The 20,780-nt window shown below is 72.5% G+C and carries 18 protein-coding genes and 1 pseudogene; 3 read left to right on the forward strand and 16 right to left on the reverse strand.

Annotated elements, in window-relative coordinates:
* Positions 1 to 164: 164 nt before the first annotated feature.
* Together AB0B66_RS26560 and AB0B66_RS26565 are read right to left on the reverse strand one after the other, a co-directional pair.
* A complete protein-coding gene (locus tag AB0B66_RS26560; RefSeq protein WP_360535020.1) occupies positions 165 to 785 on the reverse strand; it encodes an endonuclease V in 621 nt (206 codons plus the stop codon).
* Between the two features lie 68 nt (positions 786 to 853).
* Positions 854 to 1,396, reverse strand: coding sequence for an NUDIX domain-containing protein (locus AB0B66_RS26565; protein WP_360534976.1), 543 nt, complete (start codon positions 1,394 to 1,396; stop codon positions 854 to 856).
* A gap of 207 nt (positions 1,397 to 1,603) precedes the next feature.
* Between AB0B66_RS26565 and AB0B66_RS26570 the strand changes: the two genes are divergently transcribed.
* Positions 1,604 to 2,464, forward strand: a complete 861-nt coding sequence (locus AB0B66_RS26570) for a hypothetical protein (RefSeq protein WP_360534978.1) — start codon at positions 1,604 to 1,606, stop codon at positions 2,462 to 2,464.
* Positions 2,465 to 2,597: 133 nt separating this feature from the next.
* Complete coding sequence (locus AB0B66_RS26575) at positions 2,598 to 2,963, forward strand: nuclear transport factor 2 family protein (protein WP_360534980.1); 366 nt, start codon at positions 2,598 to 2,600, stop codon at positions 2,961 to 2,963.
* Positions 2,964 to 2,967: 4 nt separating this feature from the next.
* Here the strand turns inward: AB0B66_RS26575 and AB0B66_RS26580 are convergent, their stop codons facing one another.
* The 14 genes and pseudogenes from AB0B66_RS26580 to steA all read right to left on the reverse strand — a co-directional run bounded on the left by AB0B66_RS26580 (position 2,968) and on the right by steA (position 20,189).
* Positions 2,968 to 3,741 (reverse strand): TIGR03089 family protein, encoded by a 774-nt coding sequence (locus tag AB0B66_RS26580; protein ID WP_360534982.1) that lies wholly within the window; start codon positions 3,739 to 3,741, stop codon positions 2,968 to 2,970.
* A gap of 79 nt (positions 3,742 to 3,820) precedes the next feature.
* Complete coding sequence (locus AB0B66_RS26585; protein ID WP_360534984.1) at positions 3,821 to 4,627, reverse strand: pseudouridine synthase; 807 nt, start codon at positions 4,625 to 4,627, stop codon at positions 3,821 to 3,823.
* Positions 4,614 to 5,762, reverse strand: coding sequence for an SMC-Scp complex subunit ScpB (scpB, locus tag AB0B66_RS26590; protein WP_360534986.1), 1,149 nt, complete (start codon positions 5,760 to 5,762; stop codon positions 4,614 to 4,616). The genes AB0B66_RS26585 and scpB overlap by 14 nt, the downstream gene beginning before the upstream one ends.
* Positions 5,755 to 6,786 carry a segregation/condensation protein A gene (locus tag AB0B66_RS26595; protein WP_360535022.1) on the reverse strand — a complete coding sequence of 344 codons (1,032 nt, stop codon included), beginning with the start codon at positions 6,784 to 6,786 and terminating at the stop codon, positions 5,755 to 5,757. The genes scpB and AB0B66_RS26595 overlap by 8 nt, the downstream gene beginning before the upstream one ends.
* Before the next feature lie 64 nt (positions 6,787 to 6,850).
* Positions 6,851 to 7,780 (reverse strand): AAA family ATPase, encoded by a 930-nt coding sequence (locus AB0B66_RS26600; RefSeq protein WP_203697899.1) that lies wholly within the window; start codon positions 7,778 to 7,780, stop codon positions 6,851 to 6,853.
* 254 nt (positions 7,781 to 8,034) lie between these two features.
* Positions 8,035 to 9,147, reverse strand: a complete 1,113-nt coding sequence (ald, locus tag AB0B66_RS26605) for an alanine dehydrogenase (RefSeq protein WP_360534988.1) — start codon at positions 9,145 to 9,147, stop codon at positions 8,035 to 8,037.
* Between the two features lie 235 nt (positions 9,148 to 9,382).
* A complete protein-coding gene (locus AB0B66_RS26610; RefSeq protein ID WP_360534990.1) occupies positions 9,383 to 9,973 on the reverse strand; it encodes an NUDIX hydrolase in 591 nt (196 codons plus the stop codon).
* Positions 9,974 to 10,054: 81 nt separating this feature from the next.
* Positions 10,055 to 11,758: a CTP synthase gene (locus AB0B66_RS26615; protein ID WP_360534992.1), complete on the reverse strand. Its 1,704-nt coding sequence runs from the start codon at positions 11,756 to 11,758 to the stop codon at positions 10,055 to 10,057.
* A 40-nt stretch (positions 11,759 to 11,798) separates the two neighbouring features.
* On the reverse strand, positions 11,799 to 14,024 hold the full coding sequence (locus AB0B66_RS26620; protein WP_360534994.1) for a hypothetical protein: 2,226 nt from the start codon (positions 14,022 to 14,024) through the stop codon (positions 11,799 to 11,801).
* Complete coding sequence (locus AB0B66_RS26625; RefSeq protein WP_360534996.1) at positions 14,024 to 15,148, reverse strand: glycosyltransferase family 4 protein; 1,125 nt, start codon at positions 15,146 to 15,148, stop codon at positions 14,024 to 14,026. The genes AB0B66_RS26620 and AB0B66_RS26625 overlap by 1 nt, the downstream gene beginning before the upstream one ends.
* A gap of 35 nt (positions 15,149 to 15,183) precedes the next feature.
* Entirely contained in the window at positions 15,184 to 16,824 is a 1,641-nt protein-coding gene (locus AB0B66_RS26630) for a lipid II flippase MurJ (protein WP_360534998.1), read from the reverse strand.
* A 395-nt stretch (positions 16,825 to 17,219) separates the two neighbouring features.
* A pseudogene (locus AB0B66_RS26635) lies at positions 17,220 to 18,047 on the reverse strand (hypothetical protein); the annotation flags it as partial.
* Positions 18,048 to 18,053: 6 nt separating this feature from the next.
* A complete protein-coding gene (locus AB0B66_RS26640; protein ID WP_360535000.1) occupies positions 18,054 to 18,983 on the reverse strand; it encodes a copper transporter in 930 nt (309 codons plus the stop codon).
* A gap of 27 nt (positions 18,984 to 19,010) precedes the next feature.
* Complete coding sequence (steA, locus tag AB0B66_RS26645) at positions 19,011 to 20,189, reverse strand: putative cytokinetic ring protein SteA (protein WP_360535002.1); 1,179 nt, start codon at positions 20,187 to 20,189, stop codon at positions 19,011 to 19,013.
* Positions 20,190 to 20,350: 161 nt separating this feature from the next.
* On the opposite strand from steA, the gene AB0B66_RS26650 reads away from it, so the two are divergent.
* Positions 20,351 to 20,674, forward strand: a complete 324-nt coding sequence (locus tag AB0B66_RS26650; RefSeq protein WP_360535004.1) for a multidrug efflux SMR transporter — start codon at positions 20,351 to 20,353, stop codon at positions 20,672 to 20,674.
* Positions 20,675 to 20,780: the final 106 nt, after the last annotated feature.

Here is a 20,780-nt window from a genome sequence, read left to right on the forward strand (position 1 = left end):
TCCGGACGCCGATCAGGCAGAGGGGCTCCAGGCGGCGCAGAACACGTCCCACGGGCCCCATCCGGCCCGCCTCTCCCACCCTGACCTGGCCTAACCTGGCCTGCTCTGCTGCGCCGACGTGCTCATCCCAGCGCCTGGTGAGCCGTGTCACGCCCCGGCGGCCGTCACCGGGCGGCGGGCAGCCCGCCGAGCAGGCGGCGGGACAGCTGGTCGGCGTGCCGGGTGGTCTCCGGGAGCCGGAAGCGCGGCGACAGCGCCAGCGTGAGGGCCGTGGCGGTGTCGAGGTCGACGCGGTGCCCGACGGAGACGAACACCGGCTTGACCTTCGGCTGGGTACGCAGCACCCGGCCGAGCACCTCACCGTCCTCGGTCAGCGGCGACCAGTCGCCCCGACCCGGCCCCGGTTCGGCGTGCGCCGCCGTGAACGGCGTCTTCGCCACCCCGAACGCGGGCAGCCCGGTGAGCACGCCGACGTGGCAGGCCAGCCCGAAGCGGCGCGGATGGGCGACCCCGTAGCCGTCGCACACCAGCACGTCCGGGGTGACCGTGAGCCGCTCCAGCGCGTCGACCAGCACGGGCAGCTCCCGGAACGCCAGCAGGCCCGGCACGTACGGGAAGCTCACCTCGCCGGCCGCGGTGGCCGCCTCGACGACGGTCAGCGTGGCCAGGTCCAGCACGACGACGGCGGCCACGGCCCGCCCGGTCTCCCTGTCGTACGACACGTCCAGCCCGGCCGCGGTCCGCACGAGGGGCAGCGGCGCGGCCGGCTCGACCCGCTCGCGCAGGGCGAGCTGCTGGCGCAGCGCCTCGGCCTCGTCGGCCGGCCAGGGCTCGTGCGGCACCCTCACGTGGCTCAGCCCAGCCGGGCCATGGCGTTGCGCACCACGCGGGCGGTGTCGGTGCCCAGCGGGCTGGGCAGCGCGTCCGGGGAGAACCAGCCGAGCTCGTGCGACTCCTCGCTGACCTGCGCCACCGCGTCCGCGGGCGCGTGCACCAGGAAGATCACGTCGTGGTGCCGGTTGGGGCTGCCCGCGCAGTTCACGTGGTGCACGTCCACGTCGACCGGCACCGGGTCGACGACCAGGCCCGCGATGCCGCTCTCCTCGGTGGCCTCGCGCAGGGCGGCCGCGGCGAGGTCGCCGTCCTCGGGTTCGAGGTGCCCGCCGAGCTGGCACCAGATGTCGTGCCTGCCGTGCAGGCAGAGCAGGATGCGGGTGCGGTCGTGGGAGACGATGATCGCGCTGGCGGTGACGTGGCCGTCGGGGTGCGGCTTGCCCATCACCCGGGGACCCTGCTCCAGCAGTGCCATCGTCTCGGTCCAGTCGGCCGCCGCGTCGGCGGGCGGGCGCCAGCCGGTCAGCAGGCGTACGGCGTCGGCATGCAGGGTCTGTGTCACCCGCCCGATGCTAGTGCCCGGCGCTCCCGGCGCGGGCGCAGGCTCGCGGTCGACGGGCGCTCGAAGCGCGAGAGGGCTTCGCAAAACCCCTGTTCAGAAACAATCTTGAGAACAAGTCCGAGCAATTCGGGCTAAATCAGCACCACCCTGGGAGAAATCTGATAGCACCCCCTTTTACCTGGGCTTATGCCTTCTTAATATCGGCCAATGCCCCCGCATACCCCCCGTGATCAGCAAGACCGCCGCACCGCCAACACCGAAGGCTCCCCCGCCTCCGGCCGGCACCGCCGTGACGACGGCTGGCAAGCTCGGCACCGCCGCGAGCGGTCCCGGGCGCAACGCCTGCTCGCTCCCCTGCTCACCACCGCCGCGCTCGCCGGAGTCGGCGCCGTCGCCATCCTTTCCGGCGCCGGCCGCCCCGCCGTCGTCGAGCCGCCGACCGCCGCCGGGCTGCTGCCCGGCAACGCCGTGGCCTCCCCCGCCATGCTCGCCGCCGGCGACGTGACCAGCAGCGCGCTGCTGCACCGTCTGCCGCAGCTGCGGGCCGCCAAGCCAGGCACGCCCGCGGTCAAGCCGAAGCCCAAGCCGAAACCCAAGCCCAAGCCGAAACCCAAGCCTGTCGTACGGGTCGTGAAGCTGGTCGCCGGCATGGACCGCCAGCAGATGGACAACGCCGCCGCGATCGTCAAGAAGGCCCAGTCCATGGGCCTGACCAAGTGGGCGATGATCGTCGGCGTGGCCACCGCCATGCAGGAGAGCCGCCTCTACAACGTGGCCAGCCACGTGGTGCCCGAGTCGCTGAACTACCCGCACCAGGGCACCGGTTCCGACCACGACTCGATCGGCCTGTTCCAGCAGCGCGCCAGCGGCAGCTGGGGCTCCGTCGAGGAGATCATGCAGCCGTCGTACGCGGCCGGCGCGTTCTACCGCCGCCTCGTGCAGATCGACGGCTGGGAGGACATGTCGCTGACCCGCGCCGCGCAGTCGGTGCAGATCTCGGCGTTCCCCGACGCGTACGCCAAGCACGAGGACAACGCGACCCTGATCGTCAACGCGCTGCTGAACTGAACCCGGCGGATCACCGGGCCGCCGCGCGGCCTGTTCCACGGAGCGGACACGGCCCGGGTCCGGCCGGCGGTTCGGGTTAGTTTCAGGCGTCGGGTCCCGGCGGGCGGGGCCCACTGCGTGGACGGGGACGCCGATGCCGAACGAGCTGGATGCGACGGAGTACAGCCGGCGCTGGGTCGCGGCGTGGAACGCGCGTGACGTGGCGGCGGTGCTGGAGCACTTCCACGACGACGTCGTGTTCTCCTCACCGCTGGCGGCCCAGCTGTTCCCGGAGACCGGCGGGGTCGTGCGCGGCAAGGACGCGCTGCGGGAGTACTGGGGCGAAGGCCTGAAGCGGCTGCCGGGCCTTCATTTCACGGTGGAGGCCGTGTACGCCGGCATCGACACCGTCGTCATCAACTACCGCAACCACCGCGGCCAGCTGGTCAACGAGGTCCTCGTCTTCGACGGCGGCCTCGTCCGCGAAGGCCACGCCACCTACCTGCGCCAGGACGCCTGACCGCTCAGATGACCCGGGTGACGCCCTCGGCGGCGATCCGGGCGTCGAGGTTGGCCCGGTCGAGGTTCGCGCACAGCACCACCGACGCGCCCGCCGCCAGCGGGGTCAGCAGCCACATCACGGGCTGCTCGTGCTTTGCGACGTCTACCAGCAGCCTGTCGCCCGCGCGCAGGCCGAGCTGGTCGGCGACGCCCTGCGCCAGGCCGCCCCACTGCCGGTAGGTGGTGCCGTCGGGGCTCGCGGCGTCCGTGCTGCCGAACGACCCGTACGCGGGCAGGTTCGCCGGGTGGCGGGAGGCGTCGGCGGCGAAGTCCCGGTAGCCGTCCGGCACCTCGTCTAGCGGTGCACCGCCGGGCGCGAGACCGAGCACGTAGCGGTGCCGCGCCTGCGGGACCTGCTCCAGCCAGCTGTCCAGCCGCTGACGGCTGACGAACAGCGCGTCCAGTGGATCGTTCTCGCCCTGGCCGACCGGGGCGAGCCCCGCGGTGGCCCAGGGCCGGAACGACACGGCGGCCCCGATCGACCACGCGCCCAGCAGCACGGCGGCCGTCTGCCAGTGCGGCGGCAGCAGCACCGCGACCCGGGAACCGGTGTCGAGCCCGCAGTCCTCGCGCAGCAGCCCGGCCGTACGCGCGGCCAGGCCGCCCAGTTCGACCGCGGTGAGTTCGACGCGTTCGCCGGTGGCGTCGTCGCAATAGGTCAGCAGCGGCCGGTCGGCGCCGACCACCGCGTCCCCCGCGAGCAGGGCAGGCAGGTCGGTGACGGTCGTCGGCTGCATCAGGCGGCTCCCTGGCGGTTGGCGTGCGGCGATCCCGACCACCATACCCACGCGGGGGGACCCGGACCGGCGACGCGGCCTAGTCCTCGTACACCTCGGGGATCTCGCGGATCGTCTCCTCCTGCGCCGCGCCGCGGCCCTTGCGGTCCGTGATCTTGAAAAGCGCGGCCACCTCGCCGGCGTTGAGGCGGCGGTGCCGGCCGGCCTTCAGGTCGCCGAGCTTGATCGGGCCGATCGCCGTACGCACCAGCCGCTGCACCGGGAAGCCGACGTGGTCGAACATGCGCCGCACGATACGATTGCGGCCCTCGTGCAGCACCACCTCGATCAGCGCCTGCTTGTCGATGGCCTGCTTGAGGCGGTAGTCGTCCAGCCGCGCCGGGCCGTCCTCCAGTTCCACGCCCGCCATCAGCTCCCGGCCGACCACCCGCGGCAGCGGCCCGACGACCTCGACCAGGTACGTCTTGGGCACCTCGTACGACGGGTGCATCAGCTTGTGCGCGAGGGTGCCGTCGTTGGTGAGCAGCAGCAGGCCCTCGGAGTCGGCGTCGAGCCGGCCCACGTGGTACACCCGGGTCGAGATGTTGCCGATGTAGTCGGCGACGGCCTCGCGGCCCTTGTCGTCGGCCATCGTCGAGACCACGCCGCGCGGCTTGTTCATCGCCAGGTAGACCAGGTTCGCGTCGGTGACGATGCGCTGGCCGTCGACGTGGATGACGTCGGCGATCGGGTCGGCCTTGTCGCCGAGCTTGGCGACCTTGCCGTTGACGGTGACCCGCCGCGCGGCGATCAGGTCCTCGCTGGCTCTGCGGGAGGCGACACCGGCCTGGGCCAGGATCTTCTGCAGCCTCTCAGCGCCTTCAGTTCGTACTTCAGCGCTGCTCATCAGCGATCTCCTCGACGTTGTCAGGTAGGAACGGGGCCAGCGGCGGGAGCTGGTCGACGGAGTCGAGGCCCAGCTTCTCCAGGAACAGGCTGGTGGTGCGGTAGAGGAAGGCGCCCGACTCGGGCTCGGTGCCGCACTCTTCGATCATGCCTCGGGTCACCAGGGTACGGATGACGCCGTCGCAGTTGACGCCGCGGATCGCCGAGATCCGCGAGCGGGTCACCGGCTGCTTGTACGCGACAACGGCCAGGGTCTCCAGGGACGCCTGGGTGAGCCGCAGCTGCTGCCCGTCGAGCACGAAGCGCTCCACGTAGGGCGCGTACTCGGCCCGGGTGTACAGCCGCCAGCCGCCGGCGGCGCGGCGCAGGTCGAAGCCGCGGTTCTGGCGGGTGTACGACGCCGACAGGTCGATCAGCGTGCCCGCGATCAGCTCGGCGGGCACCTCCAGCACCTCGGCGAGGGTCAGCTCGCTGACCGGCTCGTCGACGACCAGCAGGATCGCCTCCAGGGTCGGCACGAGGTCGGCCTCGGCCAGGCCGGGCGGCGGGGTGGCGAGCTTGGCTCCGGCGTACCCGACGGCGGCCTCGCCGCTGTCGTCCGGCCCGTCCACGTCGAAGCGCGGCATGGTCGGCTCGTCCAGGCCAAGGGCCGCGGCGAGGTCGTCGACGGCGACGATCTCCGCCACGTCGTCCTCGTCCGGCGCGTCCGGTGCCGGCTGCGCCACCGGTTCGTCCGCGGCAGTGGCCGCCTCTTCGGCCGGGTCTGCGGGCTGCGCGTCGAACGCGTCGGCCTGCCCCCCGGTGTCCGCCGCCTCGTGCTCCGGGACGTCCTCGACAGCGTCCAACGCCTCGACCGCGTCGCGCGTCTCGAAGGCGTCCTCCGGCTCGACCGCGTCCTCCGCCTCGATGACATCCTGCGGCTCGGTAGCCTCCTGCGGCTCGGGTTCCGCGAGGTCGCCCGGTTCAGCCGCAGCCGGCTGCGCCACCGGCGCAGCCTCCGGCTCCGCGATGGGAAGGTGCCCTTCCTCTACGGAATCCGATGGGAAGGTGCCCTTGCTTTCCTCGGGGGTGGGGGTGCGGGCCCATGGGGGGACCCAGGAGGCTGCTTGCTGTTCGAGGGACTCGTTGTCAGTCATCGTCTTCTGCTCCCCCGCCCTTGCCGGGCTGTTGCGCTGCGGGCTCGGCCGCCGCCTCCTGCGTACCCGGATCGCTCGCGTCCGACTCCGTGTCGGCCGGCTCGTCGTCCGGCTCGTCGTCGTCAAGATCGTCGTCGGGCTCGTCGCCATCGGGCCGGTTCCGCGCCTCGGCGGCCAGGGCCTGTTTGGCCTCGTCGTCGCCGTCGTAGTCGTCGACCGCGAGGTCGCCGGCCGCCTCCTCGCCGCCGGTCCAGTGCACCGTCAGCTCGCCGAGCGCCAGTTCCTGGTCGAAGCCGACCAGGCCCTCCCGGTAGAGCTCCAGCAGGGCCAGGAAGCGGGCGACGACCTCCAGGGTGTTCTCGCAGTCCTCGGTGAGGGTGGAGAAGGTGGCGGTGCCCAGCTCGAACAGGCGGGTGCGCAGCAGCTCGGCGTGCTCGCGCACGCTGACCCGGACCTGGTGGATGTGTGCGACGGAGACCAGCGGCGGGGCCGCCTTGGGCGTGAACGCCTTGAGCGCGAGCTTGGCCAGCCGGTCCGCCCCGATGCCGAGCACCAGGTCGGGCAGCGCCTCGGCGTACCGCTCCTCCAGTGCGACCGAGCGCGGCCAGCGCCGCCCGCCGTGGGCCTCCAGGTCGGCGATGAACGCGGCGGCCTGCTTGAACGCCCGGTACTGCAGCAGCCGCGCGAACAGCAGGTCGCGGGCCTCCAGCAGGGCGAGGTCCTCCTCGTTCTCGACCTGCGCCGCGGGCAGCAGCCGGGCGGCCTTCAGGTCGAGCAGGGTCGCCGCGATGACGAGGAACTCGCTGGCCTCGTCGAGGTCCCACTCCTTGCCCATGGCGCGGATGTGGGCGATGAAGTCGTCGGTCACCCGGTGCAGCGCGACCTCGGTGACGTCGAGTTTGTGCTTGCCGATGAGCTGCAGGAGCAGGTCGAACGGGCCCTCGAAGTTGGTGAGCCGCACGGTGAAGCGGCCTGAACCGGACGGTTCAGCCGACTGCTCTCCGGCCGGGTCGGCCGTCACCACGGGATCGCTCACGCCGCAAGTATCCCAGCAGCTCAGTTCGCGGGTGCAGGCCGGTGGGCCCCGATCACCGGCGGGCGGCCTCGGCGGCGATGACCTCGCGCGCGAGCTGCCGGTAGTTGCGCGCGCCCGACGAGGCGGGATCCAGGGACGTGATCGGCGCGCCGGCCACGGTCGACTCCGGGAACTTGACCGTCTTGGTGATCACGGTCTGGTACACCTTGTCGCCGAACGCCTCGACGACGCGCTGCAGCACCTGGCGGCAGTGCGTGGTGCGGCTGTCGTACATGGTGGCCAGGATGCCTTCGAGTTCCAGGTCGAAGTTGAGCCGCTCGCGCACCTTGTCGATGGTGTCCAGCAGCAGCGCGACACCGCGCAGGCTGAAGAACTCGCACTCCAGCGGGATGAGCACGCCGTGGGCGACGGTCAGCGCGTTGATGGCCAGCAGGCCCAGCGACGGCTGGCAGTCGATGAGGATGTAGTCGTACTCCTTGCGCACCGTCTTCAGCACGCGGGCCAGCGCCATCTCGCGGGCGACCTCGTTGACGAGCTGGATCTCGGCGGCCGACAGGTCGATGTTGGCGGGCAGCAGGTGCAGCCCGGCGACGTCGGTCTTGATGATGACGTCCTCGGCGGTCACGTCGTCCTGCATGAGCAGGTTGTAGACGGACAGGTCGAGGTTGTGCGGGTTGACGCCCAGGCCCACCGACAGCGCGCCCTGCGGGTCGAAGTCGACGAGCAGCACCTTGCGGCCGTACTCGGCCAGGGCCGCGCCCAGGTTGATGGTGGTCGTGGTCTTGCCCACGCCGCCCTTCTGGTTCGCCATCGCGATGATCCGCGCCGGGCCGTGCCGATCGGTCGGCATCGGTTCGGGGATCTCCTTGCGGGCGGTGTAGGCCGACGGATCAGCCGGACCCAGGTCAGCACCGAGGTCCATGCGGGACTGTTCCGCCCGCAGCGTCGAGGTCCATGCCTCCGCGCGCCCGTTGCCTGCCATCTCCGCTACGCCCTTCCCGACGACATCCGTCCGGCCGGATGAGGCACCGTCGTGAGTGGGCCATCAGCTCCCCGACCGGCCGCATGCGTGTCGTCGTCGTCCGACTGTACGTCACCGACCACCTCGGCGTACCGCCACGGCTCGGCGTGTCTTCACGATCCCGGCCGACCGTGCACCCGGCGCTGGTCCCCGCGCGACGTGAACAGCATGAGGCCGGCGGCGCGCGAGCGCCACCGGCCTCAGGAAAACACTGGTCAGAGCAGCGAGTCGACGTCCACGGCGGTGAGGCCGTGCGCCTCGGCCACCGGGCCGTAGGTGATCTCGCCCGCGTGGGTGTTCAGGCCCAGCTTCAGGGCGGGGTCGCGGCGCAGCGCCTCCTGCCAGCCGTAGTTGGCCAGCTCGACGGCGTACGGCAGGGTCACGTTGGTCAGCGCGTAGGTGCTGGTGTGCGGGACCGCGCCGGGCATGTTCGCCACGCAGTAGAAGACCGACTCGTGCACCTTGTACACCGGGTTGGCGTGGGTGGTCGGGTGCGAGTCCTCGAAGCAGCCGCCCTGGTCGATCGAGATGTCGACGAGCACGCTGCCCGGCTTCATCCGGCTCACCAGCTCGTTGCTGACCAGCGTCGGGGCTTTCGCGCCGGGCACCAGCACCGCGCCGATGACCAGGTCGGCCTCCAGCACCGCCTTCTCCAGCTCGAACGCGTTCGACATGACGGTGCGGACCTGGCCGTGGAACTGCTGGTCGACCTCGCGCAGCTTCTTGATGTTCTTGTCCAGCACGGTGACCTCGAAGGCCAGGCCGTGGGCGATGGTCGCGGCGTTCATGCCGGACACGCCCGCGCCGATGACGACGGCCTTGGCCGGGCGCACGCCGGGCACGCCGCCGGGCAGCACGCCCCGGCCGCCCGCGAAGCGCATCAGGTGGTACGCGCCGACCTGCGGGGCGAGCCGGCCGGCCACCTCGCTCATCGGGGCCAGCAGCGGCAGGGCGCGGTCGGCGGTCTCGACCGTCTCGTACGCGATGCCGGTGACCTTCTGCGTCATCAGCGCGTCGGTGCACTCCTTGGAAGCGGCCAGGTGCAGGTAGGTGAACAGCACCTGCCCCTCGCGCATGCGGTGGTACTCCTCGGCGATGGGCTCCTTGACCTTCAGGATCAGCTCGCCCTCGGCCCACACCTCGTCAGCGGTGGGCAGGATGCGCGCGCCGGCCGCCACGTACTCCTCGTCGGTGATGGAGGAGCCCAGACCGGCGCCGGTCTCGATGACGACGTCGTGTCCGTTGCGGACGAACTCGTGTACGCCCGCCGGGGTGATCGCCACCCGGTACTCGTGGTTCTTGACCTCGCGGGGGATACCGACCTTCACGACTGCACCTTCCTCGATCCTGCGCTTGCGGGAGGGCCCGACGGCACCGTTGCCCCAGGTCTACCCCCCGCGGCGGCAGTCTAGGCCCGGAAAACAGCCCGAAGCGCTTGACAGGATGCAAGCTGATGCCTTGCCGGCTTGACATGGTGTCAACACGGCAGACCTGCCGCCCTGCGATCAACTCAAGGATAGTGCTGAATCGGATATTTACCGCTTACCGCCCGCCCGGCGGGCGTCAGCGGGGCGGGAGCGGGGCGTCGGCGGGGCGGAGGTTCTTGAAACCCTCGTCGCGGGCGCGGGCGGCGGCGAGCAGGCCGCCGACGGCCGGGCCGTTGGTGATGCGGCCGTCGAAGACCATGGCCACGGCTTCGTCCAGGGGGACGAGATCGACCTGCATGTCGGCCTCCTCGTCGGCGCGGGCGTGGCGCTCGTGCTCGGGGATCTCGGACAGGTCGCGGGCCAGGAAGACGCGGATCATCTCGTCGCTGCAGCCGGGCGTGGTGAACATGTCCACCAGCAGGTCGATCCGGCCCGCGGCGAGGTCGGCCTCCTCGGCCAGCTCGCGCAGCGCCGCGGCGGCCAGACCCTCGCCCTGCACGTCGATCAGGCCCGCGGGCAGCTCCCACAGGTAGCGGCCGACCGGGTGCCGGTACTGGCGGACCAGGACGACCCGGCCGGCATCGTCCAGCGCGACCACGCCCACCGCGCCGACATGGCGCACCACGTCCCGCCCCGCGACCGCTCCCCCGGGCATCGTCACCTGGTCGGTGACCACCCGGAAGATGTGCCCCTTGAACCGCTCGGTGCTGCCGACGACCTCGTACACACGGGCTCCTGTCCTTCAAACGACGCTGGTCGCAGGCGAAGAGCCTGCGACCAGCGTGCTTGTTCGGTTGTCCGGCCCGGGTCAGCGCTTGGCGGCCACCGGCTCGGCCGCCTCCGCCACGCCGGGCAGCTGGTCGGCCTGAGCATAGGCGATCGCCGCTCCCACCAGACCCGAGAACAGCGGGTGCGGGTGTGTCGGGCGGCTCTTCAACTCCGGGTGCGCCTGCGTGGCCACGAAGTACGGGTGCAGCTCCCGGTCCAGCTCCACGAACTCGACCAGCTTGCCGTCCGGCGAGGTGCCCGAGATGTGCAGGCCGGCCTTGGTCAGCGCCGGGCGGTAGGCGTTGTTGACCTCGTACCGGTGCCGGTGCCGCTCGCTGACCTCGGTCGCGCCGTACACCTCGGCCACGATCGAGCCGGGCGTCAGCTTCGCCGGGTACGCCCCCAGGCGCATGGTGCCGCCCAGGTCGCCCTTGCCCGCGACGATGTCCTCCTGGTCGGCCATCGTCGAGATGATCGGGTCCGGGGTCTGCTCGTCGAACTCCAGCGAGCTGGCCTTGGCGACCCCGGCCACGTGGCGGGCCACCTCGATGGCCATCGTCTGCAGGCCCAGGCACAGGCCGAGGGTCGGGATCCGGTTCTCCCGCGCGTACTTCACCGCGCCGATCTTGCCTTCGATGCCGCGCACGCCGAAGCCGCCCGGGATGACCACGCCGTCGACGTGGGCGAGCGCCTTGGCCGCGCCCTCGGCGGTCTGGCAGTCGTCGCTGGGCACCCACTTCAGCTTCACCTTGGCCCGGTGGCCGAACCCGGCCGCCCGGATCGCCTCGGACACCGACAGGTACGCGTCCGGCAGGTCGATGTACTTGCCGACGAGCGCGATGGTGACCTCGTGCACCGGGTGGTGCACCCGCTCCAGCAGGTCGTCCCAGGTGGACCAGTCCACGTCACGGAACGACAGGCCCAGCCGACGCACCACGTACGCGTCCAGACCCTCGCGGTGCAGCACCTTCGGGATGTCGTAGATGCTCGGCGCGTCGGGGGCCGAGACCACCGCCTCGGCGTCGACGTCGCAGTACAGGGCCAGCTTGCTCTTCATTCCCGCCGGGATCTCCCGGTCGGAGCGGCAGACCAGCGCGTCCGGCTGGATGCCGATGTTGCGCAGGGCGGCCACCGAGTGCTGGGTCGGCTTCGTCTTCAGCTCGCCCGACGGCGCCAGGTACGGCACCAGCGACACGTGCAGGTAGAAGCAGTTGTCGCGGCCCACGTCGTGGCGGATCTGCCGGATCGACTCCAGGAACGGCAGCGACTCGATGTCGCCGACCGTGCCGCCGACCTCGGTGATCACCACGTCGGGGGTGCGGCCGTGCTCGTCTGGCTCGGCCATGGCCCGGATCCGGGACTTGATCTCGTTGGTGATGTGCGGGATGACCTGCACGGTGTCGCCGAGGTACTCACCGCGGCGCTCTTTGGCGATCACCGCCGAGTAGATCTGCCCCGTGGTGACGTTGGCCTTGGCCGACAGGTCACGGTTGAGGAAGCGCTCGTAGTGCCCCACGTCGAGGTCGGTCTCGGCCCCGTCCTCGGTGACGAAGACCTCGCCGTGCTGAAACGGGTTCATCGTCCCAGGGTCGACGTTGAGATAGGGGTCGAGCTTCTGCATGACCACCCGCAGACCGCGAGCGGTGAGAAGAGTGCCGAGGCTGGAGGCCGTGAGCCCCTTGCCGAGCGAGGAGGCGACGCCTCCCGTAACGAAAATATGCTTGGTCGTCCGCGCTGCTACCACGGGGTTTCACCCTAACACGGGTCAGGCGTTCATCCGCGGGCTACGTACCCGAAACCGCCTCCGGGGTGTCGTCGCTCACCGTCACGGGCGACGGGGCCTCCTCCGCGATGCGGGTCCGATCGGCGGCATGCCCGAGCACCCGCATCGCCCCGAGCGTGAGCACCGGGATCGCGGTGGCCGCCGCCGCGCCGGTCACGTTCAGCGCCGCGCCGCCCAGCAGACCGCCCAGGATCGACGCCAGGCCGATGCCGGCCACCGCAGCCCGGATGGGCGGGTAGATGCCGTACAGCCGCTTCAGGCCGCCCCACGGGCGCATCAGCACCACCCACAGGAACACCGCCGACACCAGCGCCAGGACGGTCAGCGGGCTGGTCACCAGGGCGATGCGGTTGGCGTCGAGCAACCGGTTGAGCGTCGGGCCGGACGTGCCGTCGGACAGCTGGGTGAGGAAACGGCCCAGGCTGCCCTGCTGGTCCACCGGCTGGCGCACGTCGATGAGCGCGAACACCACGGTCGCCGCCACCCCGGCGGCCATCGCCAGGGCCAGCCGCTTGAACGTGAGCCAGCCGCCCGGACACAGCGCGGCGGTCAGGCACACCCCCGCGGTCAGCGCGACCGCGCCGCCCGCGTCGGCGCCCAGCGCCGGGATGCCGACCAGCAGCACACCCGCCGCGCCGATCGCGCTGACCAGCAGCGGCCGGTTGCGCTGCGGCACCAGCTGGGCGAGGGTGCCCGCGGTGAGCAGCACCCCGGCGAAGAAGACGCCCATGCCGACCATGCCGATGCCCGCGTAGCGGGTGCCTTCCAGGACCGAGTAACCGGCTACGCCATTGAGCTGCAGCCTGGCCCCGGTGAGCAGGTCGATGCCGACCACGGCGGCGGCGATGGCGGCCACCACCCCGACCGGGCCCAGGGTGCGCTTGCGGTACACCGGCAGCCGGACCGTGACGAAGGTGAGCAGCAGGGTGATACCGGCCGTGACCAGGCCGAAGATCAGCCCGCGACGGCCGAATCGCCACCACGGCACCACGCCGGCGATCAGCGCGGCCGGCAGCGCCAGCGACGCCCCGGTCAGCAGCACCTCCAGGACGCTCACCAGCCGCTGCGGGGGCGGGGTGGGACCGGTCGGCCCGGCATGGCGGTAACTGCGCCGCAGCAGCGGCACCACGGCCGTGAACAGGCCGATCTGCACCAGCGCCAGCAGCCAGAAGAACCAGGCGGACACGGTACGGGCCGCCGCGGCGCGCCGGTCGGCGTCGGTGCCCGCCGCGGTCGCCTGGTCCAGATCCGCCGGACGCCCGTCGGCCAGCACGGCCGCGTGGCCGACCATGATCCGCTTGGGGATCTCGCGGCCGAGCAGGTGCAACGCGGTCGGCGCGAGGTCGACCAGCTGCAGGTAACCGGCCCGGCCGGTGGTGGCCGAGGTCAGGTAGCCGCCCTCCCAGCCCTTGCCGTCGGCGATCACCGCGTGCAGCCGCGAGCTGGCCTCGGTGTCGGCGACCCCGGCGACCAGCAGCGTGGAGTTCTTCGGCCGGGCCGCCAGCACCTGCCCGAGCTGCTTGTCCACGGCGGCCGCCTGGCGCAGCCGCTGCGACGGCGTGCGCCCGTCGATCGCGCCCAGATCCACGATGCTGAGCAGGCACTCCGCCAGGGCCTTGCGCGCCTTGTCCGTCGCGGGCAGCGCGGGCAGATACCGGTCGACCCGGCCGAACGAGCGGGCCGCCGCGACCGCCGCCCCCGGGCCGACCGCCGCGGTGCAGCGCACCGACTCGGCCAGCGCCCCCGGCACGGTGCCGTAGGGCAGCTCGCGCTGGTGCTCGACGACCGCCTCCTGATCGGGCAGGTACGCCCCGATCGCGTCCGGCCGCTCGATGGCCACGTCCAGCTTCGGGCACAGCTGCGGGGAGTCCGGCTCGGGCTCGACGCCGCCCTCGGCGGGTTCCTTGCCGACCCCGGTCCGCTCGGCGTAGTTGCCCGCGCCGAGCGTCAGCCAGCCGTCGGCCGGGCAGGTGGGCGTGTGCGCGGACCGGGTCGACAGGGAGCCGATCGAGCCGCGCTCGGCCAGCTTCCACAGGTTCGGGGTCCGGTCGGCGTCGATGTCGTCCCAGCGCAGCCCTGGCGCGCCCGCGATGAGCACGTAGTCGGCCTCGTCGTCCTCGACCGGCCCGGCGGCCGCCGGGGAGGCCGTCCCGGCCAGGGCGAGACCGAGCAGCGCCAGCAGGGTCAGCAGGAGGGCCGTGGGGAGGGGAGCCGGCCGGCGAAGCATCAGAGCTGCCCCGCGCGGTCGTCGGCGGCCAGTTCCGCGTACACGGCGCGCACGCCGTCGATGCTGGCCTGCTCGTCGGGCCAGGTGGCGGCCTGCGCCAGGCCGCGCTCGCCCAGCCGCGCCCGTGCCTGCTCGTCGCCGAGCAGCTTGCGCACCGCGCTGTCCAGGCCGTCGGGGTCGTTCGGCTCGATCAGGTGCGCGCCGTCGCCGACCAGCTCGGGGATGCCGCCGACCGCGGTGGCGATCAGCGGCAGCCCGCCGCTGAGGGCCTCCTGCGCGAACAGCTGGCGGGCCTCCCAGACGCTGGTGACCACGGCCAGGTCCGCGGCCGCGATCAGGTCGCCGACGTCGGTGCGGTGCCCGAGCAGGGTGACCGGGGACCGCAGCTGCGAGATCTGCGCGGCGAGGTCGAGGTACGACGGGCCTTCGCCCGCGATGAGCACCCGCGGCACCGGGGACATGTCCCGCCAGCGCGCCGCGACGGAAACGAGCGTGTCGTACGCCTTCTGCGGGTGCAGCCGGCCCACGGACAGCACCAGCGGCACCCCGTCGGGCAGGCCCAGCCCGGAACGCACCGCGGCCCGGCTGCGCCGGGTGCGTCGCAGCCGCGGGGCGGCCACCGGGGCCAGCCGGGCGTCCGCCGCGCCGACCGCGTGGGCGCGCGCGACCAGATCGGTGGAGGCGCCGAGGGTGACCGCGGAGGAACGGGCCACGATCCGCTCCACCAGGGTGTGCACCCGGCCGCGCAGCCCGGCCCGCAGGGGCGCGTTGTGCCAGGTCGTCACCAGCGGGCACGGCGGGCGCGACAGCGCGGCGGCCAGCCCGGCGCGCAGCCCGTGCGCGTGCACCACGGCCGGGCGCGACGTGGCCAGGAACTGGCGCAGGGTGCGCACCGCCCGCATGTCACTGGGGTGCAGCTCGGCGGGGATCTCGACGGGGTGGAAGCGCGCGCCGCGGTCGGTGAAGCGGAAGTGCTGCTCGGTCGCGGCGGGACCGCACACGGTCACCTCGCACCCGGCCCGGCTCAGCCCCTCGGCCAGCGCGGCCACGTGCTGGCCGATCCCGCCCGTGCTGGAGGCGAGCAGCAGCACGACGCTGCCGGTCCATTCCGTCCCCGTGGTCAACGGTCCTCCTGCCCTCGCCCGCCGCGCCCGCCCGGTCACCCGCGTCGGCGGCTCACCCGCTCGAGCAGCGGACGCAGGTCCGGCAGGTCGAGCAGGGCGCACACGATCAGGAAGACTACAAGCGACACGCCACCGGACAGCATGCCCTGTCCGACCAGACCCATGATGCCTGGGGTCCCGGTGACGAGCGCCCGGCCCGCCTCGACGCCCGCGACGGCCCCGGCCAGCCCGGCCGCCGAAGCGGCCAGCGCGGCACGGAACAGGCCGGTCAGGGCGTTACCGCCCACCCGGGCCCGGACCGCCGCCGCCAGCAGCGCCGCCATCACGAGCATGCCGATCGAGTTCGCCGCGCCCAGCGCCGCCGCCCGCTGCGAGTCCGGCAGCAGCCCGGACAGGATCACCGCGGCGGCGAGCGTGACCGCCCAGCCGCCGCTGACCCCGAGCGCGGCGAGCCGGTTCGCGCCCACCGCGTACAGGGTGCGCTGGTGCAGGGCGGCCAGCCCGTAGCCGAGCAGACCGGGCGCGAACGCGAGCACCGCCGCGGCCAGCGCGGTCGCACCGTCGCCCTCGGTCAGGAACGCGGCCGCCGGAGCGGCCACCGCGGCCAGGCCCGCCGCGCCGAGCCCACTGAGCAGCAGCACCGCCCGGCTGGTACGGCCCACGGTGAGCCGCAGCGTGTGCTGGTCGGCGGTGGCGAACGCGGTCGCGATCGCCGGGTACGCGGCCGTCGCGGCGGGCACCGCGAGCACCGCCCACGGCAGCAGGTACAGCGTCATCGCGAAGTTGTAGAGCGTGTTGGCCGACGCCCCGCCGCCGACGGGGTGGACGCGCCCGGCCAGGATGATCGCGACCAGCAGCGCCACCTGCTGCGCCACGACCGTGGCCGCGCCCGCCAGCGCCAGTGAGCTCATCCGCCGCCGCTGCGCGGGTTCCACCCGGAACACCGGTCGCAGCCGCAGGCCCAGCCGGCTGACCGGGATCAGCAGGCACAGCGTGAGCACGACCACGCCGAGGGTGGTCCCGACCGACAGGATCGCCAGCTCGCCCCCGCTGACCGTGCCCGGCTCCGGGTCAGCCCCAGCCTCGGCGGCGAACCACAGGTACGCGCCGATCACGGTCAGGCTCGACAGCAGCGGCGCGAGCACCGGCCACGCGAACCGGCGGTGCGCGTGCAGCACACCGGTCAGCACGATGCCGATGCCGTAGAGCGGCACCTGCGGCGCGAACACCCGCAGCATCGCCACGCCGTCCTCGTGCAGCTCCGGCGGCGCGGTCGCCTGCAGCAGGGTGACCAGGGGGTCCGCCGCCAGCCACAGCACCGCCGCCAGCGGGATCAGGGCAGCCAGCGCCCAGGTGAGCAGCGCGGACACGGTGCGGCGCACCTGCTCGCGGTCACCGGCCGCCAGCGGCCCGGCCAGCAGCGGCACCACCAGCCCGGCCAGCGCGCCACCGGCCACGATCTCGAAGATGATGTTGGGGATGGTGTTGACGGCCAGGTACATGCCGCTGAGCCCGCCGTCGCCGACGGTCTGCGAGAACACCAGGGTGCGCGCGAAACCCGCCAGGCGGGCCAGCACGGTCAGGCCCGCGATCAGCGTCGCGGCGCCGGCGATGCGGGCCGCTGCCGGGCCGGCGGCCGAGGGGGCCGCGGCCTTGTCGTCAGCGGTCACGGTCATGAAGCGGTACGGCGCGGCGCCCGTGCTCGTGGCCTCGGCTTGTCCGCGCCCGGCTCGGCCGGGTCGGTGACGCCCATGGCGTGGTCTGCCCCGTCTTCGCCCGCGGCGTGGTCGGCCCGGGCGACGTCCGCGGCGCGGTCGGCCCGGACGACGTCCGCGGCGCGGTCGGCCTCGTCCGCCGCGGCCGGCGCACCGGCGGCGGGGGAAGCGGGCTTGGGTGCGGCCGCCTTCACGGACTTCTTCGCGATCTTCGGCTTGACCTCGGCCCCGTGCACCGGGGTCACCGGCGTGGCCATCGCGCCGGTCGCGGGCGGCAGCGGCGCGGCAGGCGGCTCGGCGGCCGATCGCGGCGGGGCGATCGGCGACGCGGCGGTGCTCGGCTTGGCCGCCGGGATGCGGCCCCAGGCGTCGATCTCGCGGAGCACCGGGGTGCGTTCGATGACCTTGGTGAAGCTGACCTTCTCGCTGGCGGCGGTCAGCGCGGCGATCCCGGCGAGCATGGCCGCGCGGCCGAACAGGCCGGTGCGGGCGGTCACACTGACGCCGAGCAGCGCGCCCAGCGCGTTCGCGCCGGAGTCGCCGAGCATGATCTCCTCGCCGAGGTCGGCGGGCAGCAGGCTCGCGCTCGCGCCGACCGGACCGGCGACCAGGCCGCCCGCGCGGGTGACGGTCAGCGGCGCACCGACCAGCAGACCGGCCTTGAGCGCCCGGCCGGGACGCAGGTCCAGCAGGTTCATCAGGTTCGCGCTGCCGGCGATCACGCCCGCGCCCAGCGCCACCTCGGCCGCCCGGCCCAGCCGGCCCCGGCCGCGGCGGTCCGGCAGCAGCGCGGCGGCGACGAGCGCGCCCGCGCCCACTCCGGCGATCTTCACGAGGCCGCTGGTGACCCGGCCCTCACGCAGCGCCCGCAGGTGGCCCCGGAAGCCCTTGTCGGCCTTCTGGTCGGGGCGCGCGCCCACGACGTCGTCGTACAGGCCGACCGCGCCGCTGGACAGGCCCGCGGCCAGCGCGGCTGCCGCGGTGCGCGGGTCGCCCGCGCCCAGCGCGCTGGTGACACTCGCCGAGACCGCCAGCGCGGGGCCGCCGGCCAGGGTGAGGGTGCGCCCGCGGAAGTTCGTGCGCTCCAGCTCCTTGGCCCGGGGCTGGTCGCGCACCACACGCAGTGCGGCCCGGGCGCCGTAAGCGCCCAGGCCGATCAGTGCCGCTCTGGCGAGTAAACCCACGTCAGCTCACTTCTGCTGCTGCGGCAGGAGGGCGCTGGCGTTGGGGCCGACGCCGTAGTGGCCGGCCTTGCTGTCGGCGAACTGCTCGTACAGCGCCAGCGCCGCGGCGACCTGGCCCTGCACCGTCTCCGCGTTGTCGACGGTCGAGATGGTCTTGGCGAGCGTGGCGTCGTCGCGTACCTCGAGCATGAGGTTGCCCTCGCCGCCGAGCACGCCGCCGACCACCGCGACACCCGCGTGGTCGAACTGCACCGCGGTGGTGACCACGGACGCGTTCTTGCCGCCCGCCTGGCTGTCGGTGTACGGCGAGCCGCTGACCAGCACGACCGCCTCGGCGGGGCCGGTCACGGCACCGCTGGTGGTCAGGTAGCCGAGCTTGCTGTACGCGGCGAGCACCGCGGCGCGGTCCGGGGCGGGCACGGCCGGGCTGCGGTCCAGCAGCACCGCGGCCAGCAGCGCGCTGGACGACTCGACGCCGTCGCTGTTGGCCGGGATCGCCGTGGTGGGCACGCTGGCCGGCTCGGCCTTGTTCTCCAGATCGAGCAGCTCGACGCTGTTGTCCGGGTTGAAGAACTTGTCGGTCAGCTCGACCGTTCCGGCGATCTTGGCACCGGCCGTCTTGAGGATGCTCTCGACACCCTCGACCTGGTCGCGGCCCGAGGGCAGCACCAGCAGCAGGATGCGGCGGTTGGTGAGCTTGCCGTTCAGCATGATCGGCGCGGCCTCGGTGACGAACTGCTCCTCGCGGTTGGCCTGGTCGCGCAGGCCGGTCACCTGGTCGCGCAGCTGCGAGTTGGTCGCGCGCAGCGCGTTGACGTTCTTCTCGAGGGCGTCGGCCGCCGGGCCGTTGAGCGCGGCGGTCCCCACGACCAGCCCGATCGCCAGCGCGAGGAACACGGCGGTCATGGACACCACGTGGTACCTGAAGTTGATCACGTCAGAGCCTCTTGATCGTCCGGGTTCCTAGAACAGCCGCTGCAGGTGGAACATCACGTCGTCCCACCACTCCGCGGCCAGCGACAGGTAGGCCTTGCCGACCGTGGACACGGCGACGGCCGCGGCCATAGCCGCAATGGCGGACAATACCAGCAAAAGCAATGAGGAACCTGAAATGCTCTGCCGGTAGAGCCGGCTCACACCCTTGGCGTCGACCAGCTTGCCGCCCACCCGCAGGCGGGTGAGGAATGTCGAAGCCATACCCCCGCGGCCCTTGTCCAGAAACTCGACCAGCGTCGCGTGGGTGCCGACCGCCACGATCAGGGTCGCGCCCTTCTCGTCGGCCAGCAGCATCGCGATGTCCTCACTGGTCGCCGCCGCCGGGAAGGTGATCCCGGACACACCGAGCTGGTGCACCCGGTCCAGGCCCGGGGCCCGGCCGTCGGGATAGGCATGCACGACGACCTCGGCGCCGCAGCGCAGCACGTCGTCGGTGACCGAGTCCATGTCACCGATGATCATGTCGGGGGTGTAGCCCGCCTCGACCAGCGCGTCCGCGCCGCCGTCCACACCGATCAGCACCGGCTTGAACTCGCGGATGTAGGGCCGCAGCACGTCCAGATCGGCCTTGTAGTCGTAGCCGCGCACCACGATCAGGCAGTGCCGCCCGGAGATCTGGGTCTTGATATCGGGCACGCCGACACCGTCGAGCAGCAGCTCCCGCTCCTGCTTGAGGTACTCCATGGTGTTGGCGGCGAACGCCTCCAGCTGCACCGACAGGCCCTCGCGGGCGTCGAGCATGGCCTTGGCGATGGTGTCGCCGTCCTGGCGCACCCCGTGCGCCACCGGCTCACCGCGCACGAAGACGGTGTTGCCCTCGACCCGGACCGAGTCACCCTCGCGGATCTGCTGGAACACCCCTTCGCCGAGATCGTCGAGCAGGGTGATGCCGGCCTCGACCAGCACCTGGGGACCAAGGTTGGGGTAGCGGCCCGAGATGGAGGGCTTGGCGTTCAGCACCGCCGCCACCCCCACGGCCACCAGGGAGTCGGCGGCGACCCGGTCGATGTCGACGTGATCGATCACGGCGATCTCGCCGGGGCGCAGTCGACCGACCAGACGTTTGGTCCGGCGGTCGAGCCGTGCGGTGCCGGTGAGGATCCCCAGTTCGGCGGTCCGGGTCCGGCGCAAGGTGGGAAGACGCATCGCAGCCATCCTGGCATGTCAGTCCGGTATTGGCGCGTACGACACCCGTTGATCGGCCCATACGGGCTGAATTGTGATGTCTGAAACCTCGCGCGACATCAACGGTAACCGCAACGGCACATCAGCGCCGACCCTCATGATCGACGCCTACAGTGAGCCGCGTGATCTACGTCATGCTCGCCGGAGCCATCCTCGCCGAAGTCGTCGCCACGGTCTGCCTACGCGCCTCCGCGGGCTTCACCAAGCCGATCCCGTCCGTAGTGGTGGTCGTGGGTTACGTCACCGCCTTCGTGCTGCTGAGCCAGGTGCTCAAGCGCGGCATGGCGCTCGGGCTGGCGTACGGCATCTGGGCGGGCATCGGCGTGGCCCTGGTCGCCCTGGCCGGAGTGGTCTTCTTCCAGGACCGGTTCAGCTGGCTCCAGGTCGTCGGCCTGGCCCTGGTCGCCGCGGGCGTCGTCGCCCTGGAACTGGGCCGGCAGCACTGACCCACCCGCCTTTTGATCGACGTTGGCCTATCACATCGAGTTCGATCTCGAAATAGTCGACGTAATAGGCCAGCGTCGATGCAAATCGGACGGAGCCGGCCCTCGT

This window comes from Catellatospora sp. NPDC049111 (assembly GCF_040648615.1).
GTDB classification, from domain to species: domain Bacteria; phylum Actinomycetota; class Actinomycetes; order Mycobacteriales; family Micromonosporaceae; genus Catellatospora; species Catellatospora aurea.

What these genes read in the sequence shown, in the direction of transcription:
- scpB (WP_360534986.1), bottom strand. Translation starts at nt 5,762, where the DNA reads ATGACTGACAACGAGTCCCTCGAACAGCAAGCAGCCTCCTGGGTCCCC.
- AB0B66_RS26630 (WP_360534998.1), bottom strand. Translation starts at nt 16,824, where the DNA reads ATGACCGTGACCGCTGACGACAAGGCCGCGGCCCCCTCGGCCGCCGGC.
- steA (WP_360535002.1), bottom strand. Translation starts at nt 20,189, where the DNA reads ATGCGTCTTCCCACCTTGCGCCGGACCCGGACCGCCGAACTGGGGATC.
- AB0B66_RS26620 (WP_360534994.1), bottom strand. Translation starts at nt 14,024, where the DNA reads ATGCTTCGCCGGCCGGCTCCCCTCCCCACGGCCCTCCTGCTGACCCTG.
- AB0B66_RS26580 (WP_360534982.1), bottom strand. Translation starts at nt 3,741, where the DNA reads ATGCAGCCGACGACCGTCACCGACCTGCCTGCCCTGCTCGCGGGGGAC.
- AB0B66_RS26600 (WP_203697899.1), bottom strand. Translation starts at nt 7,780, where the DNA reads ATGGCAGGCAACGGGCGCGCGGAGGCATGGACCTCGACGCTGCGGGCG.
- AB0B66_RS26570 (WP_360534978.1), top strand. Translation starts at nt 1,604, where the DNA reads ATGCCCCCGCATACCCCCCGTGATCAGCAAGACCGCCGCACCGCCAAC.
- AB0B66_RS26575 (WP_360534980.1), top strand. Translation starts at nt 2,598, where the DNA reads ATGCCGAACGAGCTGGATGCGACGGAGTACAGCCGGCGCTGGGTCGCG.
- AB0B66_RS26585 (WP_360534984.1), bottom strand. Translation starts at nt 4,627, where the DNA reads ATGAGCAGCGCTGAAGTACGAACTGAAGGCGCTGAGAGGCTGCAGAAG.